Raw genomic sequence first — 12,658 nt, forward strand, 5'->3', positions numbered from 1 at the left:
CTCTAGCACCCCGAAATTTAATTCAGTGCCGGTTTAAAGCGTATATGTGAAACTATAGTTAGTAAGTACTTGCTTTCTTGTGCTTGTAGCTTGTTTGATATATCTAAACCAAGTAAACAGGAAAGCGGTTATAGATCCCGCCCCGCTTTCCTCCCTGCCCAAACAAGTATGGCAGGGTTAGACAGTGGGCTTTTCTAATGAAAAAATTTTTCAGATACCTGGGTTTAGGTTTGCTATCTACGTTTTTGACTGCTACTCCCGGATTGGGAGCTGAGCGCATTAGCTTTTTTTATCCTCCCTTCGGGGAATTTTACTTGTCCGTGGACTCGCTGGAAACTTTTGCTAAAAAAGGCAAAATCGATCAAGATTTTTCATTTTATGCTAACCGTGCTACTCCCGAACAACTCGCTCAACTGCGGGATTTACTTCAGCAAAGGTTCAATGTCACTCCGACATTAGTATCTCAAGTTACCTACTCACCGATAGGTGAGGAGCTGGTGCAACAACTGGGAAAATTACTCCTCACTGAGTCTCGACAGAACGGCTTTTATGCCATACGTGCCTCTTTGATTTTGTCTGCTGCTGATCAAGAGGGCTTAACAGTTGTGAATTTGCTGCGGAAATTTCCTAGCAACACTATCCGGGTGAATTTCACAGAGGGGTTAAGGATAGTCGATGACTTGTCGCAATTGATCAAAAAAAAGGATGAAGTTTTTGCCTCTCTTCAAAAAGAAGCGATCGCTGAAGCAGCCAATTCAACAATTGACTTCTCAAAACAGCCAGATTTGCGATCGCCTGGAAAATACAGTTGGCAGAAAAAAAGCCTAGAGCTAAATGACATTTCTCGCAATCGCCGTCTACCCGTGGATATATATCTGCCAAAAGCAGGTTCACCAAGCACTAAAGAACTGCCCTCGCCTCCCTTTCCCCTGATTGTAATTTCTCATGGACTTGCCTCAGACCGCTCTACCTTTGTTTATCTGGCTGAACATCTAACATCCTATGGTTTTGCCGTTGCTGTACTGGAACACCCTGGTAGTAATGCCAAACGCTTTCAGCTATACTTTGCGGGTTTGGCAGGGCCGCCAGACGCAGCAGAATTTATCAACCGACCTTTAGATATCAAATATCTACTCAATGAACTCCAGCGTCTAGACAAATCTGATCCTACTCTCCAGGGAAAACTCAATTTTCAGCAAATTGGGGCGATCGGTCAGTCCTTTGGTGGTTATACTGTTTTGACTCTAGCAGGAGCAAATATTAACTTTGGGCAACTAAAGCTAGACTGTAATCCCAATAATTCATCCTTTAATTTGTCGCTCTTTTTGCAGTGTCAAGCAACTAAGTTACCACCACTAAATTACGAACTTAAAGACGATCGCATCAAGGTTGTCATGGCGATTAATCCGTTTGACAGCTCAATTTTGGGTGAGGGTGGAGTCAGTCAAATTAAAATTCCGGTAATGCTGGTAGCAGGTAGTCAAGATATTTTCGCCCCACCTGTATTTGAGCAAATTCGCCCCTTCACCTGGCTTTCTGACTCCAATAAGTATCTAGCTTTGATTGAAAACGCCACCCACTTTTCGGCGATCGGAGAATCTAAAGATGATGTGTTACCTGTACCGTCTACCTTACTGGGCCCCGATCGCGTTGCTGTTTATTCCTATCTTGATGCCCTGAGTGTAGCTTTTATGGAAACCCATCTCCTCAATCGCTCTGAATACCGATCATATTTGCAGCCATCCTACGCCACATTTATCAGTAAAGAGCCTCTGAATCTTAGTATTTTACAGTCCTTGTCGGCAGATCAGTTAAATCAAATTTGGAATGGGCCAGCCCCTTTGGGAAGTCAAAAGTCAAAAGTCAAAAGTCAAAATTAAGAACCACCAAAATAAATTTAGGGGCTTGAGTCAACTGACGTAGTATTTCTTGTATTACGTGTCTCGAAATACATTTTTTTATTTTCCACTCAAGTGGACTCAAAGCCTTGCTCAGTCTTATTTAGAAGACTTTAGCTATTAGCCTGAGAATTCATTCTCAGGCGGTTGTTGGGAATGGTGGAATATCTCAGTTTTAACGGACTTTAGTTATAAAAGAGGAACTTTAGTTCTGGGCGGTTTATGTTTAGAACGAAATAGCCCTGCTCCCAGCCTTATCCATTTATTGATTGGCGGAAGATATTCGTCGTTTTCGACTAGGCGAAGAAAGTCTGGTTGAGGGTCAATGAGCATGAGCGCTAAAGAACATTTTGGTTGTGCAAATAATCTCGCCAAAAAAATCTACCTAGCCTTAGCGTGACGACCAAGATTTAGGAATATCCAAAAAATAAAAGTTCTCTTCTGTTTCAATGATATTTTTGGCAAACCTCTCATAATTTTGCTGTTTTCGCCCTCCAGGGCGAAAGCGACGGCTTTTGTTTTTATAACTGATAAGTGCCTTGCCTGTAAGTAGGTGGGTGGGGAAATTTATAAGTATGTCATTGCGAGTGAAACAGAGTGCAACAAAGCAATCACAAAGACTTTGATAGTTTTACATTCTGTTATATAGTTAGGTTTATTCGTGCCTAATTTATGTGTTTCCTATGTAAATATCAAGGTTATATACAGCTAAGTCTAAATAACAATTAGCGCATTTTAGAACGAACATAAAATCTTTATATTTTTTTTCTAAAATTTTATCGTTTCTTTATTTATTTACAAAAAATTTGTGTATTCAATAAAGCTTTTTTCCAATTTATCAATAATTCAGCAAAATTAAACGTTTTAATATTAAAAGAAATTATATATGTTACAACTAATACTGTATAAAATGATACAAACAAATTATCTAGCGTAAAAATACTTATTCAAAAATGTCGAATCCCAGTTTTTAGTTTTATAAATTTTGTTTAAGTAAAATTGGTATAAAAACGTTATCTGGTAGCTTGATTATATCTTGAATTATGGGAATTTTAGTTATTTTATCAGTATTAATACGTAATTAGCTTAAGTTATACATTTTTCGAGAAAATTAAGCTTTTAAATCGCCATCTTTATATCAATATATATTGACGCCTGCGATTTTTTGATAAATAAAAACTTCTTTTTAATTAAATTTGTATAAATAGTAACTATGTAATATTTTTCTGAACCAGTGTAATACACATTTCTTAAATATTTAACTGCTTGACCTATTTCGTAAGAGGAGTAATAATACTCTTAACGGCACAAAAAAGTTACTAAATATACACTTTACGTTTATATTTATTACTTTTGAGTGACGTGACTTTAATCCCAACAATCAAGCGAGAACTAAAATCATGGAAAGCACACTTTTTTCTTCATTAAGCACCAACGAAGAAGCTAATCTGTCTGGTGGCAGAACCAGAGTTCGTGTCAATGCTAATGGCGGCAGTGCTAATGGCGGCAATGCTAATGGCACTGGTGGCAACGCTGGCAATGGTTCTGTCAATCTATTGAGTCTTAATGATGCAAGTGGAAATGGTGGAAATGGTGGAAATGGTGGAATTGGTGGACCTGGTGGAGCTAATGGCTCCATTATCGGCAACGGCAACAGCTGATTCTAGCAGGATAAAAAATTCATTGCTATAGGCAAACCTACGAGGTTTAGTAGAAGGGAAACAATAAACGTCAAGACACGATTAACTGCGCCTTTAGAGAAATAAAGCGTCGCGTTTGAAATAATTTACCCTGTTAGCGCAGGTTAAGTTACTTTTACACGTGCCTCAATTGCTAATTGACTTATCCTACGAGCCATGAGCATGTTTATTTCTCAGAATAATCTTAACATACGTTTATTGTTACCTACCTACTTTTCTTAAAGGAATTTAACATTGACGTTACCCACGAGTAACCGTCGATAATCTTTAGTAGCGCTTATCCCTAAGACTGTTCAGCTTTAAGTAGTCCAGTAGGGAAATAAGCGCTGCTACTTCATAAATTGACCATATTCATCACAATCTAATAACTTGTGGATAACCAAACTCTTTTTACCTAACTTACTCCAAACGAATAAGCAAGTCTGTCTATTAGTTTGGAGTAAGTTAGGTAAACATACTAAAATTCCCGATATTTTCTCTGTTGAGATATGGAATAAATAGAAGGGCTTAATTAAATCAAAGCTCGTAGTAAGCGGCTCTAGCCATTGAGAACCTTATAAGTAGGTGGACAAAAATATTTCTCGTCATTGCGAACATTCTGCAACTCTTGGATACGCTACCGCGTAGCTTGCTTCTGGGTTCGTGGAGCGTCTCGTAGAGAAGGAGTACGCTCCATTCGCAATGACATTGTGTAATTAATTCTGTTTAACTACTTATAGAATGATAAATAGCTCACTACTTGAAAGCCTTAGATCCCCGACTTCTCTCAGAAGTCGGGGATCTTGTTGTTTACGAATGATTTAAGTTTGCTATATACCAAGCAAGTCTCAAGCATTTCTTTGATAAACTCAAAGCTAAAGCTATACAAATTACCATTTGTCCTAAAGTTTTGGCAGATAAATATGCCGTTGTAATTTGCATTAAAGACAATAATTTAACTCTCTTCTATTCTTTTAATAAATAAAAATCAGAAACCTTGATTTTATCTAAATAAGTAAATATACTGATGCAATTCTGCAAAATAGCTGAACAACATAAGTTTTGCAACCATAAACAAAAACGCTGTATGTCTTTTTTGTTTCTAAGTTATGAGTTAGGTATAACAATTTCACCAAATCAGAGCTAATTGTCAGGAAAGTGAGATATTTGTACTGAGGTATTCATAAAAACTTATTTAATAAAATCTTTTGCATATATATGCTTGTCGTTAAGAAGTATTAAGAAATCCTGATTAAAGAATATTGCAATACCTTGATTTAATTGCTAATGTGTGTAAGACAACGATGCTGATGAGCGCTCGGATCTAGGAGAAGTAAAATCTATGAGCTACATGCATTCAGCCAAGTATTTTAGGCTTTGACGGTTTAAAAATGAGAAATTTCTGCCTCGTATAGACAATTATGAGGGATTGCAGATTAACCAAGAAATATCTCGTTGCTAAAGGCTTCGTTTGAATTTGATTTCAATTGCGATTGATTATTTGTCTTACCTTGTGCCCACAAGCGAATAGCTGTTGATTGTGTGTATCGGCAATAACGAAGAGTTTGGTAAGACTTAAATTTTGGAGGATAAAACCAATGGATATTCAAGGTAAAGTAGCCCTAATTACAGGGGCTTCGCGTGGTATTGGACGAGCGATCGCTCTTGAACTAGCGCAACAAGGCATTAAGCGGCTGATATTAGTAGCACGGGATCGCCAAAAGTTAGTCGAGTTAGCTAAGGAAATCGAGGCGATGGGCACAGAAACTGCGATCGTGGCATTAGATTTGACGCAGACAATTGAAGTGAATATCGCTGTTGCCCAACTGTGGCGCAATTACGGACAGATTCACCTGCTGGTTAATTGTGCAGGAGTCGCATACCAAAGTTCGTTTTTGCAATCTAAAATGCCCCAAGTTCAAGAAGAACTTTCTGTGAACTTGTTAGGAATGTACAACCTTACTAGTCTGATCGCTCGACGCATGGCCAGCCAAAGGCAAGGAACAATCGTCAATGTATCGAGTCTGATGGGGAAAGTAGCAGCACCAACTATGGCGACTTACTCAGCTACCAAGTTTGCAATCTTAGGGTTTACCCAAGCTTTGCGCCAGGAATTGGCTGAATACAATATCCGAGTGATTGCATTACTGCCTTCCCTGACAGACACAGACATGGTGCGCGACTTAAAATTATTTCGCTGGGTGATCCCCATGACTACCCAGCAAGTGGCTAAAGCACTGATCACCGGAATGCAAAGGGATGCACCAGAAATTTTAGTCGGATGGCAAAGTCATTTAGCTGTATTGTGTCAACGCCTTACTCCTTGGTTACTAGAGCTAATTTTACGAATAGCAACTCCGCCAGCCCCAAGAAGACAACAGCCTCATGAAAAACTGAGTTTTTTGGTTAAGATGCAGCGTTTTGGCGATTTGTTACTGTCCAGAAAAACTCAATGTCAGGTCAAGTCACTATAACTATTTATCCCAGCGTTAACACCTTGGATGGTATATCTACCACCAACCGCTGATTTTTGAGCCACTGGCGATTAAGTAACACTTTTGAGAGTTCCTGTCCATGTAGGACAGGAACTCTTAAAATCTTCTCCACCAACTCGTATTTTTCCTAAATAAACCGCGTCCACCTTGAAAACTGTAGTTCTTTACCGTATGAAAAGAAAAAACCCTCATCCCCCAGCCCCTTCTCCCAAATTTGGGAGAAGGGGAGCCGGAAAAAAGTCCCTCTCCCTACTGGGAGAGAGATTTAGGATGAGGGCAAAAATTACGGTTTTCAACATAGATGAGGTTTAGACATCAAATTCAGATCATTTTTATTTAGGGAATAATTTATTTTCTGGAAGTCCCTTAAGTCGTTTGGTTTTACCCTTTTGCAACAAAGTAACACTCACAGTGCCAAGAAGCGCTAATAAGCTGAAAGTAGAACTAGATTCAGGAACAGACCTGGGATTCTCAATTTTGAGAACTTGTCCAAGTCCAGGGCTATCGCCTCGATTTGTCACATAAATAGCACCATCAGCACCAATAGTCAAACCAGTAGGAGACTCTAGTCCATTGCCATTAAGAATGGTTGTGCGAGTTCCATCGGTCGCTATTTTAATCACAGAACCATCTACATTACCTTTCCAGAGTGACTGATTAGCGTACTGCAAAGCATACAAATTACCCTCAGGATCAAAAGCTAAGTCAGTAAGTTGGGTAAAGCCATCGCTATAGACTGTTGGTTGACCATCAGAACCAACTCGGTAGATTTTTGCTTTACCTTCGGGAAAAGGAAAACCAGTTAATTGGCTAATATAATAAGCGCCATCTGGGCCTTTGGCGATATTTGTCGGTACTGCTTGGATTTCAAATGGTGATGACGATGCACCAGAGGGAAAAACTGGATTAGTTAATGTCTGCCGGGGAATTGTGGCGATCGCCTTTAAATTACTCCCATCAGTCCCTACACTGAGTAACTCATTAGCACCAGTATCAACTGCAATAATATTATTTCCATCCAAAAGAAGAGAGAAGGGATTACTAATTAGATCGCCTTGGTCAGGATTATTTGCAAGTTCATAATTAGCTAAATCAGCAACACTAGTCCAAGAATTTGTATTGAAATTAGCAGTGATGATTTTTCCTAAGTCAGTGTTACCTAATCTGGCGCGAAATGTGGGATTAGAAGCATACCCAACTGCAATATAAGGCTTACCACTGGCATCAAATTTTATATCATGAGGCCCAGCAGTATCAGTACCATTTGGTAATGCTAAAGAAGGAAGTCCTGTAAGTACATGTTCTTGCGTACCATTTCCAATTTTTGTCACTGCACCAGTTGTGCCATAACATAAAGATTGGCCTTGGGCACTCGGTGAAGGAACACAAGCTCCATTTCCGCCCGTTCCTGCCTCTGTGACGTAGAGACTCCCGTCAGGGCCAAAAGTTAGACCCCGTGGATTATTAAGACCATCGGCAATTACCGAAAACGATGCCGCCTCTGCTGCTTTCATTCCCGAAAAAGCAGCAATACAAACACTCAAAAATGTAATCCCAAATCGCTTTAGTTTCATTAGACCTGTCCTAAAATTAAATTTGCGTAAAGATAAAATTTTATATTTTATCTTTATAAATACTAATATTTGCCGTATGTAGTTTCTGCGGATTGTACAGCATAATAAATCATGTTGCCACTCAAAATTTAAAAATCCTATTTTTTCTCTCTAAACTATTATCAACTATGCCAAACCCTTATTGATACGTTGAATGAAGACATATAGTCAACCTTTAAAACCCTTGTACAGACTGAGTTATAAAATTTTGGACAAGTCTATTTGTTGTAAGATTGGCTAATTAGAGAAGTTTGAAAATTTTTTAATTGGTTACAAATTATAACAATTCTCTAAAATAGGGCAACAGATTCAAACCCAGAAACCCAGATTAAATCTGAATCTCTTAATTTTGAGTTGTATCATACCATTTCCAAAAATCTTTGCAACACATGAATCGGCTGTAGGGACGTACAGATAAGTATCTACTTAATGAACTCCAACGTCTGGAAAAATCTGATCCCACCCTCCAGAGAAAACTCAATTTTCAGCAAGTTAAGGCGATTGACTTACTCAGCTACCAAGTTTGCTATCTTAGGATTTACCCAAGCTTTGCGCCAAGAGCTATAGCAGTCCTATCTGATTTCGTTCAAATTCGCGGTGTCCAGATCCCCGACTTTGTAAAAGTTGTCGGGGATCTAACTTTTCACGAATGATTTAGGATTACTATAGCTGAACACAATATCTGAGGATTGCATTACTGTTTTCCCTGACAGACACAGACATGGTGCGCGACTTAAAATTATTTCGCTGGGTGATCCCCATGACTTCCCAGCAAGTGGCTAAAGCACTCGTCACTGCAATACAAAATAATTCAGTAGAAATTTTAGTCGGATGGGATCATTTAGCCGTATGGTGTCAACGCTTTGCTCCTTGGTTGCTAGAGCTAATTTTACGAATAGCAATTCCGCCAGCACCAAGAAAACAACAGCCGAGTCAAAAACTAGTTTTTTGACAAGAATCCATCGTTTCGGTGATTTGTTCTTGTCAAGAACATGATTTTTTGCGTGTCTGCGCGTAATTTCTAAATTTTTTGAGGCTTCTGCGGTCAATTGCCTTTATCTTAATGCACCTTGAATCGTTGATGGTGCGTTGCACTGCGCGACAACGCACCAATGATTTAAATTTATTAACATAGCTTTAAATATTAGCACCGACTTACTTACACTGAACCGTATTGTGTTAGAAACTTGTGCCAATGGGGAACTCTATTATTAGAGATCAATTGTTTGATTTATTTTTTTCTTTGGAATACTCACAAGAGGTAGTTGTTAATGATTAGTATAATTACACCAGTTTATAATGGGGAGAGATTTATAGAATCTTGTCTTCAAGTTGTTATTGACCAAAACTGTTTAGAAGTGGAGCATATCATTGTAGATGGAGGTTCAAGTGACAAAACAGTAGACATTATTAAGGATAAAGCCAATCAATATCCCCACATCCGCTGGATTAGTGAAAAGGATCAAGGACAATCTGATGCTATGAATAAAGGAATTGCTATGGCACAAGGACAGATTATTGGTGTTTTAAATGTTGATGATTTTTATGAAATAAATATTCTTAATCGCATCTGTGAAATTTTCCAAACTTTACCAGAGCCTAGCTTTATTGTTGGCAATTGTAATATTTTGAATCAAAAAGGTCAACTAATTTATATTAATAAACCTAACCGATTACGGACGATTGATTTACTATTAGAAAGGCGAGTTAATGATGATGGAATTATCGATGCTTCTTTTCCAGTAAATCCCTCTGCTTACTTCTACCACAAATCATTGCATCAGCAAATCGGACTCTATAAAGTAGAAGCTCATTATGTAATGGATTTAGATTTCCTCTTGAAAGCGGTTTGTTCATCTCATGTTAAGTATTTCAATGAGACTTGGGGTAACTATAGATATTATCCAGGAACAAAAACATTTGATGATTCTACCAGAGGAACCAGCACAGCGCGAATTAAACATTTATTTAATGATTATATTAAAACACTATCCTTGATGGAGCAATGGCAAATTTGGTTAGCTCGGAACATGAATTTTATTTTATTAAAAATATTTTATTTTTATAAATATCCAGAACGATTACCTGAATCGATTAGGCAGAGATTAACTAAATATAGTCGAACCTGATAAAAAGGATTGCAATAAAATTCAAGACTAGAATTTGTGACTACTTTAGCTAACAGGGGATCGGGAGCATCCCACTTTTTTGCCTGTCATTGCGTAGGCGGAGCCTTCCCGTAGGGTACGCAACGAAGTGGAGCGTGGCAATCCCATCAACTGATGCTTAGTGAGAGATTGTGGGATTGTTTGTCTGCGACACACTCTTGCGTTCGTCGTCCCTCCTCTCTACGAGACGCTCTTGCGTTCGCAATCACAAGTTATTCTCTGATTACAAAATAAAAACTGGAATGCACCCCAGGGGATCTAGTACCGCAAGGCGGAAGTCAGAAGTCAAAAGTCAAAAGAATTGTATTCCGGGCTTTTTACCCATTTGAGATGGTAGGTTTATTTCCGCCGTAACGTACTAGTCCGAATAGCAATAATAAAAGCAGAAACACTTGTGGTTTAAGCAGTTTGCAATTACTTATGTAATTGATGCAGGATTTTGCCATCAAGGGGTAAGCTTTCAGGCGGCGTTTGCGGACTCGTGCTTCACTTCTGCCTGGGCCTAGAACACGATCTGGAACAACCTTGTGAACAATAACTTTTAGTAAAGCGCGATAATTTTGGTAACATTGTTAGGACTTACGCAAAACTACATGCGCTCTAGGGCAATTCATGAGTTGCCCTAAGAAGAAAATCTTTCTTTTCGGCTATTGTTTACGTAAGTCCTGATTGTGTTAAATTTACTGCTAAAAAGTTAGGAATCAATTCTACACATTGCTGCCAATAACTGGCACAGACGCCCAGACGCTCTTGGCGACTTGTCTCTCCAGACATGGGCAATCAGCATCCTAATCAACGCCAGCAGCATGGAGTAAGTATATTTTGCCAAAAGGGCCAAATCATGCTAATCAGAAAATTCTGACTAAAATCTGACATATTAGCAGATGGTAAACAAACTTTATCAATTACTAGAACATAAAGATGCGAATATCTGGGTAGACTGCACCGATAATTACTATAGCAATCCTATTTGATGAAATCGGATTGCTATAGACTTGCCTGAGTTCGCAGTTACTGAAAATCACCAAATTCAAAATGTTATGACTCAAGGTATTTATTGTATCTATACTGAGTCAGGTGCTATTAGATACTCATGCAAGTTTTATAGATATAACTTATTTCGGAGCAATCAGAAATGCTTTCCTTCCCCACGACTCTTACTCCTTTGCCCGAAATCATTGATGGCTTGCCGAATATTTCTGGTTGGGAAACAGAGGTTATCTCTGTAGTTAACCATAATAAACCAGTATTTTTGCCAACAACAAATATCCGCTTAGAGGATGTGAATGCTGTGTTTGCGATCGCCTTGCACATGCACCAGCCAACTATACCCGCAGGAAATGATGGTACACTGATCAGCAATCTGCAATATATGTTTGAACATCCTCATGAAGGGGATAACCACAATGCAGATCCTTTTGCTTATTGTTACAGCCGCATGGGAGACTTGATCCCCGAACTTGTAAATCAAGGTTGCAATCCGCGTGTGATGTTGGATTACTCTGGTAATCTTTTGTGGGGACTGCGGCAAATGGGACGCAGTGATGTTCTCGATAATCTCAAACGCATCACTTGCGATCGCACCTATCAACCTTATGTAGAGTGGCTGGGTACAATGTGGAGCCATGCAGTTATTCCTTCCACACCTATACCAGATATTAAATTGCATATCATCGCATGGCAACATCACTTTGCGGCAATTTTTGGCTGGGAAGCACTAGGGCGAGTCAAAGGATTTTCGCCCCCAGAAATGCACCTACCAAATCACCCTGATGCTCTGTTTGAATTTGTGAAAGCGCTGAAAGAATGTGGATATCGCTGGCTACTTGTTCAAGAACATTCTGTAGAAACAATTAGTGGTCAATCTCTTACCCACAAACATTTCCCACATCGTCTGATTGCCCGCAATTCTCAAGGCGAAACAATTAGTATCACAGCCTTAATTAAAACCCAAGGTTCGGATACTAAATTAGTTGCACAAATGCAGCCTTATTATGAAGCCAAAACCTTATCCAAACAACAAATTGGTAGTGTATTTGTGCCACCAATAGTTAGCCAAATTGGAGATGGTGAAAATGGTGGCGTGATGATGAATGAATTTCCTAGCGCTTTTAAACAAGCTTGGTGGGATATGCTCAATAACGGCGGAGGAAAATCAGGTGTTGTTGGGATGTGTGGTACAGAATATTTAGAATTAATAGAGGCTGCTGGATGCAAACCTGAAGACTATCCAAGTTGTCAGCCAGTTGGACAACATCAGATTTGGGAGCGAGTTTCACCAGACAATTGCCAACCGGAAGCTGTAGAGAATGCGATTCAAGAATTAAAGCAAATAAACTCTAATTTTCACATGGATGGAGCCTCGTGGACAAATCATATCAGTTGGGTGAAAGGATATGAAAATGTCTTGTCCCCCATGTATAAACTAAGCAGTTTATTCCATCAAAAATTTGATCCATTACAGCAAATTGATTCAACTGAACCTGTTAACAGACAATTTTACTACCGTAACGTTCTCCTACATAACCTTTTGCTGCAAACCAGTTGTTTTCGTTATTGGGGACAAGGTGCTTGGACTGACTATGCACGGGAAATTTATCAACGGGGCGAAAATTTATTGTAGATGAATTGAACTGGGACTGGAACGGATATAGATGGGTATTCAAATTCCAATAGGCTTTGGTTAAGACTTTCTCCTCCCTAACCCTCCTTAAAAAGTAGGGAATTAAGCCCCCTTTTTTAAGGGGGGTTGGGGGGGTATTCTGAGGCAAAATATCATTAACACCAAGTATATTGGTTTCTAAA

The 12,658-nt window shown here is 39.0% G+C and carries 6 protein-coding genes and 1 pseudogene; 6 read left to right on the plus strand and 1 reads right to left on the minus strand.

The features are described from left to right. The first annotated feature begins 197 nt into the window (after window positions 1-197). From Q0541_RS19390 to Q0541_RS19400, 3 genes are all read left to right on the plus strand, one after another. Entirely contained in the window at window positions 198-1,880 is a 1,683-nt protein-coding gene (locus Q0541_RS19390) for an alpha/beta hydrolase (RefSeq protein WP_298913769.1), read from the plus strand. A 1,418-nt stretch (window positions 1,881-3,298) separates the two neighbouring features. Further along, a complete protein-coding gene (locus Q0541_RS19395) occupies window positions 3,299-3,559 on the plus strand; it encodes a hypothetical protein (RefSeq protein WP_298913772.1) in 261 nt (86 codons plus the stop codon). Between the two features lie 1,616 nt (window positions 3,560-5,175). Beyond that, window positions 5,176-6,051 (plus strand): SDR family NAD(P)-dependent oxidoreductase, encoded by an 876-nt coding sequence (locus tag Q0541_RS19400; protein ID WP_298913774.1) that lies wholly within the window; start codon window positions 5,176-5,178, stop codon window positions 6,049-6,051. Between the two features lie 353 nt (window positions 6,052-6,404). Here Q0541_RS19400 and Q0541_RS19405 read toward each other — a convergent pair whose 3' ends face one another. Then, window positions 6,405-7,646: a ScyD/ScyE family protein gene (locus Q0541_RS19405; protein WP_298913777.1), complete on the minus strand. Its 1,242-nt coding sequence runs from the start codon at window positions 7,644-7,646 to the stop codon at window positions 6,405-6,407. A gap of 704 nt (window positions 7,647-8,350) precedes the next feature. Between Q0541_RS19405 and Q0541_RS19410 the strand changes: the two are divergent. From Q0541_RS19410 to Q0541_RS19420, 3 genes and pseudogenes are all read left to right on the plus strand, one after another. Beyond that, window positions 8,351-8,681 (plus strand): annotated as a pseudogene (locus Q0541_RS19410) (3-ketoacyl-ACP reductase); the annotation flags it as partial. A 275-nt stretch (window positions 8,682-8,956) separates the two neighbouring features. Further along, a complete protein-coding gene (locus Q0541_RS19415; protein WP_298913780.1) occupies window positions 8,957-9,814 on the plus strand; it encodes a glycosyltransferase family 2 protein in 858 nt (285 codons plus the stop codon). A gap of 1,174 nt (window positions 9,815-10,988) precedes the next feature. Further along, a complete protein-coding gene (locus Q0541_RS19420; protein ID WP_298913783.1) occupies window positions 10,989-12,476 on the plus strand; it encodes a glycosyl hydrolase family 57 in 1,488 nt (495 codons plus the stop codon). Window positions 12,477-12,658: the final 182 nt, after the last annotated feature.

Origin of the sequence: uncultured Nostoc sp., assembly GCF_937863485.1 — a bacterium.
GTDB lineage: Bacteria > Cyanobacteriota > Cyanobacteriia > Cyanobacteriales > Nostocaceae > Nostoc.

Bases quoted from the DNA above. Each gene is read 5' to 3' on its own strand.
- Q0541_RS19390 (WP_298913769.1), top strand. From the start codon at position 198: ATGAAAAAATTTTTCAGATACCTGGGTTTAGGTTTGCTATCTACGTTT.
- Q0541_RS19395 (WP_298913772.1), top strand. From the start codon at position 3,299: ATGGAAAGCACACTTTTTTCTTCATTAAGCACCAACGAAGAAGCTAAT.
- Q0541_RS19400 (WP_298913774.1), top strand. From the start codon at position 5,176: ATGGATATTCAAGGTAAAGTAGCCCTAATTACAGGGGCTTCGCGTGGT.
- Q0541_RS19405 (WP_298913777.1), bottom strand. From the start codon at position 7,646: ATGAAACTAAAGCGATTTGGGATTACATTTTTGAGTGTTTGTATTGCT.
- Q0541_RS19415 (WP_298913780.1), top strand. From the start codon at position 8,957: ATGATTAGTATAATTACACCAGTTTATAATGGGGAGAGATTTATAGAA.
- Q0541_RS19420 (WP_298913783.1), top strand. From the start codon at position 10,989: ATGCTTTCCTTCCCCACGACTCTTACTCCTTTGCCCGAAATCATTGAT.